The organism is Arthrobacter sp. NPDC080031 (assembly GCF_040702485.1).
Classification (GTDB): Bacteria; Actinomycetota; Actinomycetes; order Actinomycetales; family Micrococcaceae; genus Arthrobacter.
In genome coordinates, this window is sequence record NZ_JBFBLA010000005.1 from 80,495 (window position 1) to 99,309 (window position 18,815).

Consider the following 18,815-nt stretch of genomic DNA (forward strand, 5'->3'; position numbering starts at 1 on the left):
CAGACGAAGGTGACCAGTGGGCGATATCACGCTTGGGCCCTCCCTGGCGTAGCCTGAATCCATGAGTGTTCAGCTAGGCATGCCGTTGCCCCCCACGGGCGACGGCCTGTCTGCGCCCCCGACGCGCCCTGCCGGCACTCCCCCAGGCCTGTTCGACCGTTACGGACGCCGGGCCACCGATATGCGCTTGTCCCTGACCGACAAATGCAATCTGCGCTGCACCTATTGCATGCCGGCCGAGGGCCTTGAGTGGTTGTCCAAACAGGCTGTCATGACCGCCGCCGAGATTGTCCGCCTGGTGCGGATCGGCGTCGAACAACTCGGGGTCCGCGAACTCCGTCTCACGGGAGGCGAGCCCCTGGTCCGTGCCGACCTCGTGGACATCATCTCGGCCCTCCGCGGCGCGCATCCCGAGCTGCCGATCTCCATGACCACCAACGGCGTAGGACTCGACAAAAAAGCGGCAGCGCTCAAGGACGCCGGACTCACGCGCATCAACGTGTCCCTCGACTCCCTGCACGAAGAAACGTTCACGAAGCTGACCAGGCGACCCTTCCTGGGCAAGGTGTTGGCGGGCGTCGATGCCGCCTGGGCTGCAGGCCTGGGGCCGGTCAAGATCAACGCCGTCCTCATGCGCGGAATCAACGACGTTGAGTCCCCCGAGCTCCTGGCCTGGGCTTTGGACCGCGGCTATGAACTGCGCTTTATCGAGCAAATGCCGCTGGACGCCGATCACGGCTGGACCCGGCGGGACATGATCACCGCAGCCGAGATCCGTGAACTGCTCTCCCGGGACTTCGTGCTCAGCCCGGACCCGCGCGAACGCGACGGCGCACCGGCCGAGCGATTCGATGTACGACGCCGGGACCCGGCATCTGCCGACGCCGCGGGTCCGCTTCTGGGCACCGTCGGCATCATCGCCTCCGTCACCGAACCGTTCTGTTCCGATTGCCGGCGCACAAGGATCACCGCCGAAGGCAAGATCATGAGCTGCTTGTTTTCCCGCGACGAATTCGACCTGTTGGGACTACTTCGCTCCGGAGCGTCTGACGAGGAACTCGCGCAGCGCTGGCAGGACGCCATGTGGATCAAACCCAAGGCGCACGGCATGGACCACACCGGGCTCGGCGCACCCGGCTTCGTCCAGCCGGACCGCAGCATGAGCGCAATCGGAGGCTGAGACTTTGCTCGTAAGATACTTCGCTGCCGCACGCGCCGCCGCGGGCGTCGAAGAGGAACACCACGATCTTCCGGAAGGTACGGGCCTGGACGGACTGATCGCGGCCGTGCTCGCTGTCGAACGTCCGGAACCACCGGCTGGCACGCCGCCCCTGGCCCGGATCATTTCGCGCAGCAGCTTCCTGCGCAATGAGGTGGCAGTCCGCGACCGTTCGGCCGCTCTCGGTGCGGACGACGTCGTCGACATCCTCCCGCCGTTTGCCGGGGGCTGAGCCGGCCACAGCCGAAGGGTGGTTCGCCCGCCCCAAGGGGCCTACGCTGTGCCTATCCGCGCAACGGCAAAGGAACAGCCATGTACACCCTCCTGATCGAACACGCTGTGAACGACTTCGACGCATGGAAACGGTCGTTCGACTCGGATCCGGCAGATCGCGCCGGCTCCGGCGTCGTCTCCTACAGGGTCTCCAGGCCCGTGGACGATTCCCAGCGCGTCCTGATCGAGCTTGATTTCGCCGGGCGCGAGCAAGCTGAATCAATGCTGAACACCTTGCGGACAAGGGTGTGGACCGGACCTGGACGGCCGGCCTCGCTCGATGGCATGCCCGATGCGCGGATCGTCGAGTCGATGGAGGCCAGGACCCTCTGAATTTCCGCCTGCCGGATGTGAGCCTCAGGCGCCTGCAGTTAGACGCGCCTGCAGACAGAGATCATGAACGGGCTGAACGTCGCGGCATCTCCAAGCCTTAGTTCAGCCATGTGGGTCAGTACACCGCCGTCCACCTTGAAAGTGTGCCTCGCGGTCCCGCGGGGGCTATGCCTCTCAAGCCTGAGTGTGCCGTCCTGCCAATGTCCCCGGGCCGGGGCTTCCGGTGGCCGGCCCATGCTGTCCACGTAGTACCACAGGGTGTCCCCGTGGTCCGGGTCAACGGTAAAGACACCGTGCCCCTCGAAGTGGGTGCCGTCCGGCTCAATGTGCCGGTAGCTCTGCACCAAGGCGTAACCTCCTGCCGCGCGCGAGAAAGTGACCTCGGCGTCGGCGGTCCGGGCAGGTCCCCACGGCGAGGCAGCGAGTTCGGTGCTCCCCCGCCAATGCCCCAGGAACGCCTCGAGCGCAGTGTTTGCATGACTCTTCAATGGCTCGTTCATGGCGACTCCTGCGCAAGACGATGGATACGTCACCATCATGTTCCCGATCGAGCAGGCGCGTCCAGCCTTCCCCGCCGGACATGCCCCCCGGCCCAACCCACGAATGGACATATCAGGGTTATGTCCACTCCCAGGCTCAAACGCAGGGGCATGTCCCACTGGTGAATCCAACGCCCCCACCGGACATGTCCCCTGTTCCAGACCACGAATGGACATATCAGGGTTATGTCCACTCCCAGGCTCAAACGGGGGGCATGTCCCACTGGTGAATCCAACGCCCGCCGCCGGACATGCCCCCCGGTCCAACCCAGGAATGGACATATCAGGGTTATGTCCACTCCCAGGCTTAAACGGGGGGCATGTCCCCTAGAGGCCGAACGTCTCTGTTTCTTCGAAGGGCCCGACGACGGTCACGGTGCGGGGGGCTTCGGCGAGCACCCGGGCGAGTTCCTGGACTTGTCCGGCGGTGACGGCCGTGATGCGGGCCAGCGTTTCGTCGATGTCCTGGAATTCGCCGGAAACGAGTTCGGCGCGGCCAAGGCGGGACATCCGGGATCCGGTGTCTTCAAGGGCCAGGACGATCCCTCCGCGCAATTGGCCCACGGCCTTGCGTAGTTCCTCCTCCGTGATTCCGTCGGCAGCGAGCTTGTCCAGTTCGGCGCCTAAAAGTTCGAGAACCTGCTTGACCTTCGACGGCGTGCAGCCGGCGTACATGCCGAAGTAGCCTGCGTCCGCGTAAGCGGAGGCAAAGGAATAGGTGGAGTAGACGAGGCCCCGCTTTTCGCGGATCTCCTGGAAGAGGCGCGAAGACATGCCACCGCCAAGGACCGCGTTCAGGACGCTCATCACAAAGCGACGATCGTCGGTAGCCACGATCGAGGGGCAACCCATGATGATATTGGCTTGCTCCACGGGACGCTTGATCACATGCAGCCCTGCAGTACCTGTGATATCTGCCCGTTCGGTGGAGCGGCGCTCGACGGGGGCTGCGGTGTCCTTCAGCTCCCACCCGGCCGTCCGCAGGGCATCGAGCACGAGGCGGCAAACGACGTCGTGGTCCAGGCCGCCAGCGGCGGTGATGACGATTTCGTCCGGCCGGTAGTAGCGCTGGTAGTGTGCCCACACGGAATCCCGGGACACGGCCTTGATGGCGGCAGGGGTGCCGCCGATCGGGCGTCCCAGCGGATGCACGCCGAGTACGGCGGCCACGAACTTTTCATGTGCGACGTCGGTGGGGTCATCGCTGTCCATGGCGATTTCCTCAAGGATCACGTCCCGTTCCTGTTCAAGTTCGGCAGGATCCAGGACGGCTCCGGTGATCATGTCGGCAATGACGTCGATGGCCATGGGGAGGTCCGTGTCCAGCACCCGCGCAAAGTAGCATGTGCTTTCCTTCGCGGTGGCCGCATTCGATTCACCGCCGACCTCGTCGAAGGCAGAAGCGATTTCCAGGGCGGTGCGCTTCTTGGTTCCTTTGAACAAGAGGTGCTCGAGGAAATGGGTGGAGCCGTGCTGACCGTCTGCCTCGTCCCGGGAGCCGACTCCCACCCAGAACCCGATGGTTGCCGAACGCTGCCCGGGCATGGCTTCGGTCAGGACCCGGACGCCTCCCGGAAGCACTGAACGCCGGACAACGGAGCCGCCCTCGGCACCATGGATCAATTCGCCGCCGGGCACGGTCTGCGCCAATGGGAGGGGTACGACAGTCATCAAGACCTTTCAGTTCTGCGGGAAATCATGGGGCCAAATCTGGCTGCAATCGTACCAGCGGGCGCATCGCCCCTGGGACGGGAATTAGTTGTTAAAACCGGGCAGGACCGGTGGACATGTCCACCGGTCCTGCCGCGTGTTTGCCGGTTCAGGCTACTCGGCGGAAACTTCAGCCTCTTCGGCGGGAGCTTCTTCAGAGGCGGCGCCTTCTTCCTCGGCCACAACCGGGGAAAGGGAGAGCTTGCCGCGGTCATCGATCTTGGTGATCTCGACCTGGATCTTCTGGCCCACGGAGACGACGTCGTCGACGTTGTCCACGCGCTTGCCGCTGGCGAGCTTGCGCAGCTCGGAGATGTGCAGCAGGCCGTCCTTGCCCGGGGTCAGGGAAACGAACGCGCCGAAGGTGGTGGTCTTGACGACCGTGCCCAGGTAACGCTCACCGATTTCCGGGATCTGCGGGTTGGCGATGGCGTTGATCGCGGCGCGGGCTGCTTCCGCAGACGGACCGTTGGTAGCGCCGATGTAGACGGTGCCGTCGTCCTCGATGGAGATGTCGGCGCCGGTGTCTTCCTGGATCTGGTTGATCATCTTGCCCTTGGGGCCAATGACCTCGCCGATCTTGTCAACGGGAATGTTGACGGCGATCACGCGCGGTGCGAACTCGGATAGCTCGTCCGGAGTGTCGATGGCTGCATTGATGACGTCCAGGATGTGCAGGCGGGCTTCGCGGGCCTGCTTCAGGGCTGCAGCCAAGACCGACGCCGGGATGCCGTCGAGCTTGGTGTCGAGCTGGATGGCGGTGACGAACTCGGAAGTACCGGCAACCTTGAAGTCCATGTCGCCGAAAGCGTCTTCGGCGCCGAGGATGTCGGTCAGGGCGGCGTAGCGGGTCTGGCCGTCAACCTGGTCGGAAACCAGGCCCATGGCGATACCGGCAACAGCGGCCTTCAGCGGCACACCTGCGTTGAGCAGGGACAGCGTGGAGGCGCAGACGGAACCCATCGACGTCGAACCGTTGGAACCGAGGGCCTCGGACACCTGGCGGATGGCGTACGGGAATTCCTCACGGGACGGCAGGACCGGAACCAGGGCGCGCTCGGCGAGTGCACCGTGGCCGATCTCGCGGCGCTTCGGGGAACCGACGCGGCCGGTCTCGCCGGTGGAGTACGGCGGGAAGTTGTAGTTGTGCATGTACCGCTTGCGCGTGACGGGAGACAGCGAGTCGATCTGCTGTTCCATCTTGAGCATGTTCAGCGTGGTGACACCCATGATCTGGGTTTCGCCGCGCTCGAAGATGGCGGAACCGTGAACGCGCGGCAGGACCTCTACCTCGGCAGTCAACTGGCGGATGTCCGTCAGGCCACGGCCGTCGATGCGGATCTGGTCCTTGAGGATACGCTGGCGGACAACCTGCTTGGTCAGGGAGCGGAAGGCTGCGGAGAGTTCCTTCTCGCGGCCCTCGAACTCGCCGGCGAGGGCGCCAAGGACCTCGTCCTTGAGCTCGTCGGAAGCGTTGTCGCGGTCCTGCTTGTCGGCGATCTGGAAGACAGCAGCAAGCTTCTCCGCAGCGGCAGCTTCAACAGCGGCGTAAACATCGTCCTGGTAGTCCAGGAAGACCGGGAACTCAACCGTCGGCTTGGCAGCGCGGGCGGCCAGGTCGGCCTGGGCCTCGCAGAGGGCCTTGATGAACGGCTTGGCGGCCTCGAGACCTTCGGAAACGACCTCTTCGGTGGGAGCGGTGGCGCCCTGTTCCTTGATGAGGTTCCAGGAGTTGTCCGTGGCTTCGGCTTCGACCATCATGATGGCGACGTCGTCCCCGTCGGAACCCGACACAACCCGGCCGGCAACAACCATGTTGAAGACGGCGTTCTCAAGCTGGGAGTGCTTCGGGAAAGCAACCCATTCGGTGCCCTGTTCGTCGGCGATGAGGGCGACGCGGACGCCACCGATCGGGCCGGAGAACGGGAGTCCGGAGAGCTGGGTGGACATGGACGAGGCGTTGATGGCCACGACGTCGTAGAGCTCGTCCGGGTTGATCGCCAATACGGTGACGACGATCTGGACCTCGTTGCGCAGGCCCTTGACGAACGCAGGGCGCAGGGGGCGGTCCATGAGGCGGCAAGCCAGGATGGCTTCGGTGGACGGGCGGCCTTCACGGCGGAAGAACGAGCCCGGGATGCGGCCGGCGGCGTACATGCGCTCTTCGACGTCGACAGTCAGCGGGAAGAAGTCGAAGCCTTCACGCGGGGACTTGCCTGCGGTGGTTGCGGACAGCAGTGCAGTGTCTTCGTCGATGTAGACCATCGCGGCGCCGGCTGCCTGCTTGGCGAGGCGGCCGGTTTCGAAGCGGATAACACGCTTGCCGAAGCGGCCGTTGTCGATGATGGCTTCTGAGAACTGGATTTCGGGACCCTCCATTGAGAGTCACCTCCGTTTCTTGTTTAGCGGAAGTCCTCCCGCATCGACCCAGGCCAGCGTCTGTTCCTGGCCTGTACGACACCCGGTCATCGATCGAGACCCACGGGCTGCGCCTTCATCACAGAAGACTGTTCCCGGGGATCACTACCGAGGACCGCGAATGCGCGATGCGGTTGAACTCCTGTTAAGTGTTGGATTTAGTTATGGAGAAAAGGCGGCCCGGTCCGCGGAGGATCGGGCCGCCCGAAGTCAAACTAGCGGCGCAGGCCGAGGCGCTCGATGAGCGCACGGTAGCGGGCAATGTCAGTCTTCTTGAGGTAGCCCAGCATGCGCTTGCGACGACCAACCATAGCCAGCAGACCGCGCTGGGTGTGGAAGTCGTGCTTGTGCTCCTTCATGTGCTCAGTCAGATCCTTGATCCGCTGAGTCAGGACTGCAATCTGGACCTCAGGCGAACCAGTGTCGCCCTTGGACGTTGCGTATGCCTCGATGATGGACTGCTTAACAGCGGCTTCAAGTGCCACGTGAACTCCTAGAGTTGTGCCGTGCGTCCCGATTCAGCGCCTCGCTGCCGGGTTGTGTTGTGCCGATGACCGCACACAAAACAGGTCCAGCCGCCACGGACTGCAGCCGGATCCATCCCTCAGTTTACCGGCAGCCCGGCAATCTTGTCGAAAGCTGCGGTGTGACCCTCCTCAAAGAGGAGCGCCGCTCACTGCCCGATCTCGGTCCGGACCGCGAAAAGTTCCGGGAAGAACGTCAGGTCAAGCGCCTTCTTCAGGAAGGAAACACCGCTTGAGCCTCCGGTTCCCGTTTTCATGCCGATGGTCCGCTGGACGGTGCGGAGGTGCCGGAAGCGCCACAATTGGAAGTTGTCTTCCAGGTCCACCAGTTCTTCGCAGGCCTCGTAGGCCGCCCAGTTGTCTGCGGCATGTTCGTAGATGTGCTTGAAAAGCGGCAAGAGCCCGGGGTCAAACTCGTGGGCACGGGTCACGTCCCGGTCCAGGACTGACCGTGGAACGTCGTAGCCGTGCCGGTCCAGGTAGGCCAGGAATTCGTCGTAGATGCTCGGGGCGTGCAGGAGCTCCTCGAGCATGGTCCTGGACTCCGGATCCGAGTCGAACACCGGCAACATCTTGGCGTTCTTGTTGCCGAGGATGAACTCGACCGCGCGGTACTGGGCCGACTGGAACCCTGAGGCGTTGCCCAGGAAGCCGCGGAACTGGGAATACTCCGTAGGGGTGAGCGTGGCGAGCACCGACCATTGTTCTGTGAGGGTCTTCTGGATGTGCTTGACGCGTGCGATGGCTTTGAGCGCGGAACCAAGATCGTCCTCGCGCAACCAGGCGGACGCGCTGCGGAGCTCGTGGAGGACCAGCTTCAGCCAAAGCTCGGTGGTTTGGTGCTGGATGATGAACAAAAGCTCGTCATGGTGCTCCGGCTGGCTGACAGGTTGCTGGGCGCTGAGCAGCAAGGGCAGCTTCAGGTAGGAGCCGTAGCTCATGCGTGAGCTGAAATCCTTGACGATGCCTTCGTCGAGCGGCCGGGTGTTCTTCTCAACGCTCACGGTGCGGGGCTACTTGTCCAGCAGGAGACCGTGGGCCTGGACGACGTCAAGACGCATCTGCTCCACCAGGGCCTCGGGCCCGCGGTAGGCCACCATGCCCCGCAGCCGCGCGGTAAATTCCACAACGACAGTCTGGCCGTAGAGGTTGAAGTCCTCCACCGCTTCCTCCGGGCGGTCGATCACATGCGCTTCCACCTGGCGGCTCACGCCGTCGAACGTGGGGTTGGAACCGACCGAAATTGCGGCGGGCCAGCGGGTTCCGGATTCGTCGATGAGCCAGCCGGCGTAGATTCCGTCCGCGGGGACGTAGCCCGTGGCGCCGTGGTCCAGGTTCGCCGTGGGAAAGCCCAGGGCGCGTCCGCGCGCAGCGCCGTGGACCACTTCGCCGCGCATCCTGTGCGGGCGGCCGAGGACGGCAGCCGCAGTCTCGACGTCGCCTTCGGCAAGGGCCTCGCGCACCCAGGTGGAGGAACAGCGGCGGTCCGTGCCGCCGTCGTCGTGGACTGGAAAGCCTTGCGCGCCGAACTCATTGACCACGTGGACGCCGAATCCGAGTTTCTCGCCCAATTCCTGCATGGTGCCGACGTCGCCGGAATTTCCCACCCCGAAACGGAGATCGTGGCCCACCACAACGTGTGCCGCGTGAAGCCCCTCCAGCAGAACGTTGACGACGAACTCCTCAGGTGTCATGGCCGCCAGCGTGAGGTTGTACTTCATGACGAGGACGGCGTCCACGCCTGTGCCGGCCAGGGCATCGAGCTTGTCCTGGAGCCCCATGAGGAGCTCCGGTGCGGAGTCGGGCCGGTGGACCAGGGCCGGGTGGGGATCGAAAGTCACGACGACGGACCGCGCACCGTGCTGCCCTGCCGTGCGCAACAGCTGCGTCAGCACCTGCTGGTGTCCGCGGTGGACCCCGTCAAAGTTGCCGATGGTAACGACGCTGGGACCGAAATCCTCGGGGACCTCGGTGGGATCGTTCCAGATGTGGACCATCAACCTCGCCTTTTACTGCTGGTATTCGCTACCCGGCGACCTGGTCCGGCGCCGGAATTCTCTAAGGTTACCCGCTATCCCGGGGCTGGCATGCCAGGGTGGCAGGGCCCTGATTTCTAGTGCGGGAGCCGTGCCGGGCGCCGGCGGTAGAGCCACAACAGGCCCAGGACCGGCAGGATCAACGGCACAAAGCCGTATCCGCGTCCGAACAAGGACCACACGGTGTCGTGCGGGAAAGCCACAGGATCGAAAAGGCTGATGGCACCAACCACCACCACTCCGACCATCTCCACGAGGACGGCCGCGAGCGATACCTTGAACCATGTGCGGCCCGGCTTCGCGAGGGAGACTGTGGCCACGATGTACACCACGGCGGCGAAGGCCGAGAGGATGTGGGCCAAGGGAGCATCCGCGAACTTGGTCAGGATCTGGTAGCCGGCACGGGCGGTGGCAGAGATCGCGAAAACCGCGTAGACCGCGATCAGCAGCCTCCCGGGCCCGGTGTTGCGGGTGTCCCGGTTCTTCTTGCCGGTGGTTTCAACAGTCACTTCTTGTGCTTCTTCCAATGTCAGTACCAGATCTGGTTCATGCGGGCCGCCATGACCAACGCGGTGACGCCCACGGCGCCCATGACGAAATTGCTCCAACGGGTCCGTTCCAGGATGGACCAGTAGACCGCGACGACGGGGAGGATCAGTGCCGTAATGATGTAGCCCCAGAATTCCCAGGGTTCCCCCGCGATCTTTTCACCCATCGCGACGCGGATGATCGAGCCCACCAGGTAGACCAGCAGGACGAGTTCGACGGCGGCGACGGACAGTATGGTGACGTCGTTGGGGGCCTTTTTCATGATGCCTGCCACGACGCAAATGATGGTGGACAGCAGGCCCACTACCAGGACGGCGTAAAAGTACCCATCCATGGCTAGTTGGCCTGCTTTTCGTTGTCGGGGGCGAACACCAGGACAGGCTTGGCGAAACTCCCCGCATCGGCCAACAACGCCACCAGCTCCCCTGCCGGCGAGAACGCGGCCGCCGGGTTCTCGGCGGTGGCCGCGTCGGCCGTGCCGGCTGCGGGTCCCGCGGCGATCCTGCGGCCAAAGGAGATCTCGGTGGTTTCGGCGTCGCTCAACTCCCGGTTGGGCATGAGCGCGCGGGCGGCGGCGGACATGTCGAGGACTTCGAGTTCCTCGGCAAGCTGTTCGAGGGTGCGGGCCTGCTCCAGGGAGTACGGCCCCACTTGGGTGCGGCGAAGCGCCGTGAGATGGCCGCCGACGCCGAGAGCCTCGCCGAGGTCGCGTGCCAGCGCGCGGATGTAGGTCCCTGAGGAGCACTCGACGGTCACGTCGATGTCTACCACCCTGCCGTCGTCGACCCTCCGGATGGCGTGGATCTCGAAACGGTGGATGGTCACCGGCCGGGCGGCGAGCTTGACCTCTTGCCCCGAACGGACGCGCGCGTAGGACCGTTCGCCGTTGACCTTGATGGCGCTGACGCTGCTGGGAACCTGCTGGATCTCGCCGCTGAGCTGCGCGACGCCGGCCCTGATGGCCTCTTCGGTGACCCCGGCGGCGCTGCGGCTTTCGGTGATGTCGCCTTCGGCATCGTCCGTGATGGTTGATTCGCCCAGCCGGATGGTCGCGGAGTACGTCTTGGAGGTGCCGACAATGTACGTCAGCAGTCGAGTCGCCTTGTTGATGCCAAGCACGAGCACCCCGGTTGCCATGGGGTCCAGGGTCCCCGCATGGCCCACTTTCCGGGTACCGGCCAGTCGCCGCATCCGTCCAACCACGTCGTGGCTGGTCCATCCTTGCGGCTTGTCAACGATTACCAGTCCAGAAAGCACGCCTCCCAGTATATCCGCGCCGAGGCATGCATCCTGCGGCCCGGCCCTTCCCTGAACGGTCCGGGACCGCGGCTAAGATGGCTCCCATGCCTGAGCTTGCCGCACACGTCCGCGAAGTGCCCGTCAACCAGATCCGCGAGATCACCGAGGCCGCGTGGGGCACCCCGGGGGCGATTGTCCTCAGCATCGGCGAGCCCGGCTTCGCGCTGCCCCGGCACATCCTGGACGCGGGGATCGCATGCCTGGAGAGGGACGAGACGAACTACACCCCCAATGCCGGGATCCCTGCGCTGCGTGAAGCCTTCGCCGATCGGTTCCGTGCCCACAACAAAGTGGATCTGGGGGCGGAGCGCGTGTACGTCGTGGACGGAGCCCAGCAGGGGCTGCACTTCGCGATGAGCCTGCTCCTCTCCCCCGGGGACGAGATCCTGATTCCCAACCCGGGCTACCCTACTTTTGCGATGACGAGCCATTTGCTGAACGCCGTCCCGGTGCGGTATCCGCTCTATCCCGAGCACGAGTTCCAACCCCGCATCGAGGACATCGAGGCGCTGATCACGCCCCGCACGAAGGTGCTGGTCCTGAATTCGCCGTCCAATCCCCTGGGCGCGGTGATCTGCGAGGAAACGACGCGCCAGCTCGTGGAATTGGCCGTCAAACACGATCTGTGGATCATCTCGGATGAATGCTACGAAGCCTTCACCTTCGACGTTCCACACACGAGCCCCGCCCGCTTCGACAGCACTGTTCCCGGAGAGGCACGCGTCTTCACGTCCCTGACATTGTCCAAGACGTACGGGCTCACCGGGCTGCGGATCGGCGCGCTCATTTGCCCGCCTGGCCTGGAACGGAAGATGAACAACGTCATGGAAGCGATCGTTTCCTGCGTGGCTTCGCCTTCCCAATACGCTGCGGTCGCTGCGCTGACCGGCCCGCAGGACTATGTGGACACCGCACGGGAGCATTACCGTTCCAACCGCGACGCCGCCTCGGCGGTGCTTGCGGAGAAGGGTATTCCCTTCCTGGGCGCGCAGGGAGCTTTCTATCTCTGGGCGGACGTCTCGCATGTGAGCGGCGGCGACGTGCGTACCTGGGTGCACCGGTTCCTCGAGGATTCCGGAGTGGCCGTCGCGCCGGGCACCGCGTTCGGTTCCATCGGCGAGGGCTGGATCAGGATCGCGTTGTGCGGTGATCACCAGCAGCTGCTCGACGGCGTCGGGCGGCTTCCGGAACGCGTTTAGGGGCCGGCGTTTGGCTGGCGGCGGTTTGGCTGGCGGCGGCCGGTTTCAGTATTTGGTCCGGTTTTTGTGCCCGCGCCAGGCCTCGAAAGGAGCCTCCGACGCGGCGACCTCCGTGTGTTGGACGGGCAGCAGTTCAGGCCTGTTGCCGTCGAAATATTCGTAGAACACCGCATCGTCGAAGCCGGCGGCTGCAGCCCCATGCCGATCCGCGGCAAAGTAGACCCGGCTCACGCGGCCCCATAGGGCTGCCGAGAGGCACAAAGGGCACGGCTCGCAGCTTGAGTAGAGCACCGAGCCGCTGAGATTGAAGCTTCCAAGTTCCGACGCAGCCCGCCTGATGGCCACCACTTCGGCGTGCGCTGTGGGGTCGTTGTCGCGGGTGACCCGGTTGACGCCATCATGGAGCCGACCGTCCGGGGTAACCACGACGGCGCCGAAAGGGCCGCCGCCGTCGGCGACGTTCTGCACCGCGAGCCGCAGGGCGTGTTCGAGGTAGTCTTCGGGACTCTGAGCTGCATCGTGCGCCGACATGCTCCGATCTTAGCGACGGCCCGTCAATTTGGCGCGGCTTTTCACGGTTAAACAGGGGTTAAACAGGGGTTAAACAGGAAGGACCGAATCCTGCAGCCCTAAGGGCTGCTGATCCGGTCCCGTCCGGTAAATGCTGGACTACTTGCCGCCGTCTTCGTCGATGTCTTCATCGGCACGGAGGTCGATGTCTTCTTCATCAAAGTCGTCTTCGTCGATGTCCGCGTCTTGCACGGCATCGCTCTTGTACGGGTCTGCATCGCCGGCGTGCTTGGCGCCGGCGGCCAGCGCGGCCACCTCGGCGTCGCGCTGCTTGGCGGTGCGCAACAGCTCCTCAAGGTTCGAGGCATTGACCGGAATAAGGTCGGCAACGAATTCCAAGGTAGGAGTCAGCCGCACCGTGATGTTGCGGCCCACTTCCTGACGCAAAACACCCTTGGCCTTCTCCAACGCCCGAGCAGCATCCGAATGAGCGGCTTCGTCACCGAAGACGGTGTAGTACACGGTGGCGTGCTGAAGATCGTTGGTGACGCGGGCATCCGTAATAGTGATGCCCTCAACCCGCGGATCCTTGATCCGCCGGCCCAGTGCCTCAGCAACAACAACCTTAATCCGCTGCGCCAACTTGGCAGCGCGTGCCGGATCAGCCATTTCAACTCCTAATAAAAATTGCGTACGACGGCGATAGGGCAACGTGCGTACTTAAGTCTAGAGATGCCACAAGTCGAGAAGACAGGAAGCGAACGGCGAGATACCCACCGAGGCCCCTGGAGCCGATATGGGGGCCCGGGAGTGGCATCGGGCCTGCCGAAGCTGGGTGGCAAAGGATCGCAGATCCTTTGCCACCCAGCGAAGGGGCGGGGCCCCCATATCGGCGGAACGGGCCGGAGCCGCCCGAAAGCAGCACCGGCCTGAGGACACCTTAGACGCGCGGCTTTTCGCGCATCTCGAAGGTCTCGATGATGTCACCTTCGTTGATGTCGTTGTACGAGCCAAGACCGATACCACACTCGAAGTCCGTGCGGACCTCGGTGGCGTCGTCCTTGAAGCGCTTGAGCGTCTCAACGGTGAGGTTGTCGCCGATGACCTTGCCATCGCGGCTGACGCGTGCCTTGGTGTTACGGCGGATGACGCCCGAGCGCACGATGGAACCGGCGATGTTTCCGAACTTGGAAGAACGGAAGACTTCGCGGACCTCGGCGGTACCGAGCTGGACTTCCTCGTACTCCGGCTTGAGCATGCCCTTGAGGGCCAGCTCGATGTCATCGATTGCCGAGTAGATGACGGAGTAGAAGCGCATGTCCACGCCTTCGCGATCGGCAAGGTCGGCCACGCGCTCTGCGGGCTTGACGTTGAAGCCGATGATGATGGCGTTGTCCACCGTGGCGAGGTTGACGTCGTTCTGCGTGATGGCACCCACACCGCGGTGGATGACCCGCAGCTGAACGTCTTCGTCGCCGACGTCGATCTTGAGCAGTGCGTCTTCGAGGGCTTCGACGGCACCGGAAACGTCACCCTTGAGGATGAGGTTGAGGGTGTCGATCTTGCCCGCGGCAACTGCCTGGTCGAAGTCTTCCAGGCTGATGCGCTTGCGACGCTTGGCCAGTGCCGCGTTGCGGTCGGCTGCTTCACGCTTTTCAGCGATCTGGCGGGCCGTACGCTCGTCGGAGGTCACCAGGAAGGTGTCGCCTGCACGCGGTACGTTGGACAGACCCAGGACCTGGACCGGACGGGACGGAAGCGCGACGTCGAGGGCGTTGCCGTCTTCGTCGAACATGGCGCGGACGCGGCCGTGGGCCGTACCGGCCACGATCGTGTCACCAACGGCCAGGGTACCGGACTGGACCAGGACGGTGGCCACGGAACCGCGGCCCTTGTCCAGGTTCGCTTCGATGGCAATGCCTCGAGCGTCCTTGTCCGGGTTGGCGCGCAGGTCCAAAGCGGCGTCTGCGGTCAGCAGGACGGCGTCGATCAGTTCATCGATGTTGATGTTCTGGCGGGCAGAGACCTCAACGAACATGGTGTCGCCACCGTATTCTTCGGGAACCAGACCGTACTCGGTGAGCTGGCCCTTGACCTTGTCCGGGTTCGCACCTTCCTTGTCGATCTTGTTGACCGCGACGACGATCGGCACGTTGGCCGCCTGTGCGTGGTTGAGTGCTTCCACCGTCTGCGGCATGACGCCGTCGTCGGCTGCGACAACCAGGATGGCGATGTCGGTGACCTTGGCACCACGTGCACGCATGGCGGTGAACGCCTCGTGACCGGGGGTGTCAATGAAGGTGATGTCGCGCGGAACGCCTTCGTGGATGTGGCTGATCTGGTAGGCACCGATGTGCTGCGTGATGCCGCCGTGTTCGCCGGCAACCACGTTGGTCTTCCGGATGGCGTCGAGCAGTCGGGTCTTACCGTGGTCAACGTGACCCATGACAGTGACAACCGGGGGACGCGGTTCGAGGACGTCGTCGCCTTCGGCTTCCAGTTCGGCATCAAGGTCGATGTCGAAGGAGTCGAGGAGCTCGCGCTCTTCGTCTTCCGGGGAAACTACCTGGATCTGGTAACCGAGTTCAACACCCAGCAGGCCGAAGGTGTCTTCGTCCAGCGACTGCGTAGCCGTTGCCATTTCACCGAGGTGGAACAGAACGGTGACCAGTGCGGCGGGGTTCGCCTCGATCTTGTCGGCGAAGTCCGTGATGGACGAGCCACGACGGAGCCGGACCACGGTGTTGCCGTCGCCGCGGGGTACGGATACGCCGCCCAGCGACGGAGCACTCATCTGCTCCAGTTCCTGACGCTTTGCACGCTTCGACTTGCGCTGCTTGCCGCGTCCTGCGCCACCCTTGCCGAAGGCACCCTGGGTACCGCCGCGTCCGCGGCCACCCTTGCCGAAGCCTCCGCCGGCGGGAGCTCCGCCACCGGTGCCTGCGCCAGGAGCGCCACCCGGACGGCCGGGGCCGCCACCACCGGGACGGCCAGCGCCACCCGGACGGCCTGCGCCGCCGGGAGCGGGACGCTCGGTGCGGTTGGGCATCATGCCCGGGCTGGGACGGTTTCCAGCGGCGCCACCTGCGGGGCGCGGAGCGCCCGGACGGGGAGCACCGGGGCGCGGGGCGCCCGGACGCGGACCACCGGAACCGGCTGCGGGACGGGGACCGCCTGCGCCGGCCGCGGGACGCGGACCGCCGGGACGTTCGCCGTCAGTGCGGCCACCGGAACGGGGCATGCCCTGCGATGTTGCGAAGGGGTTGTTGCCCGGACGGGGAGGACGCTCGCCGTCGCCACGGCCGCGGGGCATGCCCTGCGAGGTCGCGAACGGGTTGTTGCCCGGACGGGGGCCGCCGGGCCGGGGTGCCTGGCTGCCCGGACGTGCCGGGGCAGGGGCTTCGGCCTTGGGTGCCGGACGGGCGCCCGGCTTGGCGAAAACAGGACTTGCTGCAGCCGCGGGAGCCGCAGGCGCTGCCGGGGCGGGAGTCTCAGCCTTGGGGGCGGGAACCGGAGCCTTGGGCGCAGCGGGGCCCGGAGCCGGGCGGGATGCTGGGGGTGCGGCGGGTGCCGCGGGGGCTGCCATGCGAGGTGCTGCCGGGGCAGCCGCCTTTGCAGCGCCTGCACCCGGGTAGGCGTCGCGAAGCTTCTTCACGACGGGTGCCTCGATTGTTGATGAGGCGGAGCGAACGAATTCGCCCAATTCCTGCAGTTTTGTCACTGCATCTTTGGAAGTAATACCGAGCTCTTTGGCGAGCTCATGTACGCGGACCTTGGCCACATTTCTCCTGTCTCGGTCCGCACCGAGCCAGGCACGAACCGTCTAATTCTTACTGCGGGCCCCTGCCGCGAATGCGGCGGATAGGCCCTGTGCAGAGCGCAACAAAGTTGTCATCGTTGCGCACTCATCGCTGGGAACTCATCGGGTTTCCATCAGTTTTCTGACCCGCTTTCAGGTTTGGACGGTTTTCCTGCTTTCACGGGGTGTCCGCAGGGGGTATGACTGCCGCCAGGTAGCTTTCGACGGCGGTGATTTCACTTGCGCCCGCGAGGGCCCTTGCGAAAGCACGCCGTTTGCTTGCCAGCATCAGGCATGTGGTGCTGGGGTGCAGCCACGCACCCCGGCCAGCCATCCGGCTTCGTTCATCCACCAGGACGACGGGTGACCCGCCGCCTTCGGCGACAAGCCGGATCAACTCGCTCCGCTTGCCTTGTTTCCGGCATCCGATGCAGGTGCGCACAGGCTGGTGCCTGGTGTGAAGCAGTTCAGTCACTGGGTGTATCAACCTGCCTCAGTGTCTTTACCTGTCTTCTGCGGTTCTGCTTTGCTCGGCGCGCGCCCTTGCCTTGTTGGAGGTTGTTGCCCCACAAGCCGCGAGCACGCCAAAGCGCACGGATACCGGGCATAGGCCCGGTTCCATCTATTCTAAGCCCCCGAGGGCCCGGCCACCGAATCCGCAAAGTGCGAGGATCCGGGGCCCGGCATGGTTTGGTGTGTTCAGTTGCCCTTGGCCGGAGTGGCGTCGGAGACGATGTCGATCCGCCAGCCGGTCAGCTTGGCTGCGAGGCGCGCGTTCTGGCCTTCCTTGCCGATGGCGAGGGACAGCTGGTAATCGGGAACAACCACCCGGGCGGAGCGCGTGGCTTCGTCGGTGATAGTGACCGAATTCACGCGCGACGGCGACAGGGAGTTGGCGATGAAGGTCGCCGGATCGTCGCTGAAGTCGACAATGTCGATCTTTTCGTCGTTGAGTTCGGTCATGACTGCGCGGACGCGGGAGCCCATTTCACCAATGCAGGCACCCTTGGCGTTGATGCCGGGGGTGTTGGCTTTGACGGCCATCTTGGTGCGGTGACCGGCCTCGCGTGCCAGTGCCACGATCTCGACGGAACGGTCCGCGATCTCCGGGACCTCCAGTTCGAAAAGCTTCCGGACGAGGCCCGGGTGTGAACGCGACAGCGTGATGGAGGGTCCCTTGGCGCCGCGGTGGACGTCCACCACGAACGCGCGCAGGCGGTTGCCGTGGGTGTACTTCTCCCCCGGCACCTGCTCGGGCGGCGGCAGCAGGGCTTCCACGGAACCGAGGTTCACCTGGATCATGTGCGGGTTGTTTCCCTGCTGGATCAGCCCGGCAACGAGTTCACCTTCACGGCCCTTGAATTCGCCAAGGACGTTGTCGTCCTCGACGTCGCGCAGGCGCTGCAGGATGATCTGCCGTGCGGTGCTCGCCGCGATGCGGCCGAATCCCGCAGGAGTGTCCTCGAACTCGCCGATGGCTTCGCCGTCGTCGTCGATTTCCGTAGCCCAGATGGTCACGTGCCCGCTCTTGCGGTCCAGCTCGGCACGGGCCTTTTCGAAAGCGCCCGGCGTCTTGTGGTAGGCCACCAGCAGCGCCTGCTCGATGGTGGGAATCAGGAGGTCCAGCGGGATTTCACGCTCACGCTCCAGGAGTCTCAGCGCACTCATGTCAATATCCATTAGGCCTCCTCGGAAGGTCCGTTGTACTCGTCTTCCAGCGCGGCCTCGTTGAGGTGGCTGAACTCTATCTCGACTTTTCCTTGGCGGATCCTGTCGAAAGGAATTTTCACGGGTTCGCCCTGCTTGGGCTTCATGCCCTTCTTGACCTCTTGCTCGGGAACCAGAGTGACGCCGTCGTCGTCGACGGACTGGATACGGCCCGTCAGGTTCTCTCCCTGGATCACGTTGACCTTGACCATGCGTCCGCGGGCCCGGTGCCAGTGGCGGGGCTCCGTGAGGGGCCGGCCGACGCCGGGCGAGGAGACCTCAAGGTCGTAGGGGCGGCCGTCGGTGCCTGGATCGTTGTCCAGGATGTCCGAGAGAGCGCGGGAGATTTCCGCGATGACGTCCAGGCTGACGCCCCCGGTCTCCTCCTGGGGCAGGTCGATGACCACGTGGACTACCCGGTGCGAACCGGCAACGTGGATGGCAACATCCTCGAGATAGAGCCGGCTCGCCAGGACCGCAGGCTCCAGAAGCGCCTTCAGCCTGCTCTCCTCGGGGTTGCGGACCTCGTGTTGTGCTGGACTCGTCGGATCCGTTCCAGCCTGGTCTGTTGAAGTCGTGGCTTCCGAATGACTCACTGGCCAGCCGCCTCCCGATAGATGATGTTGTGACTACTAGCTTAACGACATTTGCGGCGGCATGGTGCACAGGGCCCCCTCCGCAGGGACGCAACTTGTCCGTG

19 protein-coding genes are annotated in these 18,815 nt (G+C 64.5%); 4 read left to right on the forward strand and 15 right to left on the reverse strand.

The annotated features are described in order from the left end of the window. Positions 1 to 61: 61 nt before the first annotated feature. The 3 genes from moaA to AB0323_RS05735 all read left to right on the forward strand — a co-directional run bounded on the left by moaA (position 62) and on the right by AB0323_RS05735 (position 1,825). Positions 62 to 1,180 carry a GTP 3',8-cyclase MoaA gene (gene moaA, locus AB0323_RS05725; protein WP_366176470.1) on the forward strand — a complete coding sequence of 373 codons (1,119 nt, stop codon included), beginning with the start codon at positions 62 to 64 and terminating at the stop codon, positions 1,178 to 1,180. Between the two features lie 4 nt (positions 1,181 to 1,184). Beyond that, positions 1,185 to 1,451, forward strand: a complete 267-nt coding sequence (locus AB0323_RS05730; RefSeq protein ID WP_366176471.1) for a MoaD/ThiS family protein — start codon at positions 1,185 to 1,187, stop codon at positions 1,449 to 1,451. 80 nt (positions 1,452 to 1,531) lie between these two features. Then, complete coding sequence (locus tag AB0323_RS05735; protein WP_366176472.1) at positions 1,532 to 1,825, forward strand: hypothetical protein; 294 nt, start codon at positions 1,532 to 1,534, stop codon at positions 1,823 to 1,825. A 38-nt stretch (positions 1,826 to 1,863) separates the two neighbouring features. Here the strand turns inward: AB0323_RS05735 and AB0323_RS05740 are convergent, their stop codons facing one another. The 9 genes from AB0323_RS05740 to truB form a co-directional block, all read right to left on the reverse strand. Further along, entirely contained in the window at positions 1,864 to 2,325 is a 462-nt protein-coding gene (locus tag AB0323_RS05740) for a DUF1579 family protein (protein ID WP_364531755.1), read from the reverse strand. Between the two features lie 366 nt (positions 2,326 to 2,691). Then, positions 2,692 to 4,035, reverse strand: coding sequence for a pitrilysin family protein (locus AB0323_RS05745; RefSeq protein ID WP_366176473.1), 1,344 nt, complete (start codon positions 4,033 to 4,035; stop codon positions 2,692 to 2,694). Between the two features lie 153 nt (positions 4,036 to 4,188). Beyond that, the gene (locus AB0323_RS05750) at positions 4,189 to 6,453 is read right to left on the reverse strand and encodes a polyribonucleotide nucleotidyltransferase (RefSeq protein WP_364531761.1); all 2,265 of its coding nucleotides are present in this window, start codon (positions 6,451 to 6,453) and stop codon (positions 4,189 to 4,191) included. A gap of 254 nt (positions 6,454 to 6,707) precedes the next feature. Beyond that, on the reverse strand, positions 6,708 to 6,977 hold the full coding sequence (gene rpsO / locus AB0323_RS05755) for a 30S ribosomal protein S15 (protein WP_028266602.1): 270 nt from the start codon (positions 6,975 to 6,977) through the stop codon (positions 6,708 to 6,710). Between the two features lie 188 nt (positions 6,978 to 7,165). After that, the gene (gene kynA / locus AB0323_RS05760; RefSeq protein WP_366176474.1) at positions 7,166 to 8,020 is read right to left on the reverse strand and encodes a tryptophan 2,3-dioxygenase; all 855 of its coding nucleotides are present in this window, start codon (positions 8,018 to 8,020) and stop codon (positions 7,166 to 7,168) included. 9 nt (positions 8,021 to 8,029) lie between these two features. After that, positions 8,030 to 9,013, reverse strand: coding sequence for a bifunctional riboflavin kinase/FAD synthetase (locus AB0323_RS05765; RefSeq protein WP_364531768.1), 984 nt, complete (start codon positions 9,011 to 9,013; stop codon positions 8,030 to 8,032). A gap of 116 nt (positions 9,014 to 9,129) precedes the next feature. After that, a complete protein-coding gene (locus tag AB0323_RS05770; RefSeq protein ID WP_364531771.1) occupies positions 9,130 to 9,561 on the reverse strand; it encodes a hypothetical protein in 432 nt (143 codons plus the stop codon). 20 nt (positions 9,562 to 9,581) lie between these two features. Next, a complete protein-coding gene (locus AB0323_RS05775) occupies positions 9,582 to 9,935 on the reverse strand; it encodes a hypothetical protein (RefSeq protein WP_234753100.1) in 354 nt (117 codons plus the stop codon). Between the two features lie 2 nt (positions 9,936 to 9,937). Beyond that, positions 9,938 to 10,858: a tRNA pseudouridine(55) synthase TruB gene (truB, locus tag AB0323_RS05780; RefSeq protein WP_366176475.1), complete on the reverse strand. Its 921-nt coding sequence runs from the start codon at positions 10,856 to 10,858 to the stop codon at positions 9,938 to 9,940. 86 nt (positions 10,859 to 10,944) lie between these two features. Here truB and AB0323_RS05785 point away from each other — a divergent pair, with 86 nt between their 5' ends. Further along, positions 10,945 to 12,099 (forward strand): pyridoxal phosphate-dependent aminotransferase, encoded by a 1,155-nt coding sequence (locus AB0323_RS05785; protein WP_366176476.1) that lies wholly within the window; start codon positions 10,945 to 10,947, stop codon positions 12,097 to 12,099. Between the two features lie 45 nt (positions 12,100 to 12,144). On the opposite strand, the gene AB0323_RS05790 is transcribed toward AB0323_RS05785, so the two are convergent. The 6 genes from AB0323_RS05790 to rimP all read right to left on the reverse strand — a co-directional run bounded on the left by AB0323_RS05790 (position 12,145) and on the right by rimP (position 18,711). Then, positions 12,145 to 12,630: a nucleoside deaminase gene (locus tag AB0323_RS05790; protein WP_366176477.1), complete on the reverse strand. Its 486-nt coding sequence runs from the start codon at positions 12,628 to 12,630 to the stop codon at positions 12,145 to 12,147. Positions 12,631 to 12,768: 138 nt separating this feature from the next. After that, positions 12,769 to 13,278 (reverse strand): 30S ribosome-binding factor RbfA, encoded by a 510-nt coding sequence (gene rbfA, locus AB0323_RS05795; protein WP_366176478.1) that lies wholly within the window; start codon positions 13,276 to 13,278, stop codon positions 12,769 to 12,771. Positions 13,279 to 13,549: 271 nt separating this feature from the next. After that, positions 13,550 to 16,390 carry a translation initiation factor IF-2 gene (gene infB, locus AB0323_RS05800; protein ID WP_366176479.1) on the reverse strand — a complete coding sequence of 947 codons (2,841 nt, stop codon included), beginning with the start codon at positions 16,388 to 16,390 and terminating at the stop codon, positions 13,550 to 13,552. Positions 16,391 to 16,586: 196 nt separating this feature from the next. Beyond that, positions 16,587 to 16,883, reverse strand: coding sequence for a YlxR family protein (locus AB0323_RS05805; protein WP_366176480.1), 297 nt, complete (start codon positions 16,881 to 16,883; stop codon positions 16,587 to 16,589). Positions 16,884 to 17,107: 224 nt separating this feature from the next. Continuing rightward, positions 17,108 to 18,088, reverse strand: a complete 981-nt coding sequence (gene nusA / locus AB0323_RS05810) for a transcription termination factor NusA (protein WP_059387823.1) — start codon at positions 18,086 to 18,088, stop codon at positions 17,108 to 17,110. Beyond that, entirely contained in the window at positions 18,088 to 18,711 is a 624-nt protein-coding gene (gene rimP, locus AB0323_RS05815; RefSeq protein WP_364531795.1) for a ribosome maturation factor RimP, read from the reverse strand. Before rimP ends, nusA begins: the two co-directional genes overlap by 1 nt. Between the last annotated feature and the right edge of the window lie 104 nt (positions 18,712 to 18,815).

Excerpts from the sequence above, each read along its gene's own strand:
- moaA (WP_366176470.1), top strand. The coding sequence starts at position 62 with ATGAGTGTTCAGCTAGGCATGCCGTTGCCCCCCACGGGCGACGGCCTG.
- AB0323_RS05735 (WP_366176472.1), top strand. The coding sequence starts at position 1,532 with ATGTACACCCTCCTGATCGAACACGCTGTGAACGACTTCGACGCATGG.
- AB0323_RS05740 (WP_364531755.1), bottom strand. The coding sequence starts at position 2,325 with ATGAACGAGCCATTGAAGAGTCATGCAAACACTGCGCTCGAGGCGTTC.
- AB0323_RS05745 (WP_366176473.1), bottom strand. The coding sequence starts at position 4,035 with ATGACTGTCGTACCCCTCCCATTGGCGCAGACCGTGCCCGGCGGCGAA.
- AB0323_RS05750 (WP_364531761.1), bottom strand. The coding sequence starts at position 6,453 with ATGGAGGGTCCCGAAATCCAGTTCTCAGAAGCCATCATCGACAACGGC.
- AB0323_RS05765 (WP_364531768.1), bottom strand. The coding sequence starts at position 9,013 with ATGGTCCACATCTGGAACGATCCCACCGAGGTCCCCGAGGATTTCGGT.
- AB0323_RS05775 (WP_234753100.1), bottom strand. The coding sequence starts at position 9,935 with ATGGATGGGTACTTTTACGCCGTCCTGGTAGTGGGCCTGCTGTCCACC.
- AB0323_RS05785 (WP_366176476.1), top strand. The coding sequence starts at position 10,945 with ATGCCTGAGCTTGCCGCACACGTCCGCGAAGTGCCCGTCAACCAGATC.
- AB0323_RS05790 (WP_366176477.1), bottom strand. The coding sequence starts at position 12,630 with ATGTCGGCGCACGATGCAGCTCAGAGTCCCGAAGACTACCTCGAACAC.
- rbfA (WP_366176478.1), bottom strand. The coding sequence starts at position 13,278 with ATGGCTGATCCGGCACGCGCTGCCAAGTTGGCGCAGCGGATTAAGGTT.
- nusA (WP_059387823.1), bottom strand. The coding sequence starts at position 18,088 with ATGGATATTGACATGAGTGCGCTGAGACTCCTGGAGCGTGAGCGTGAA.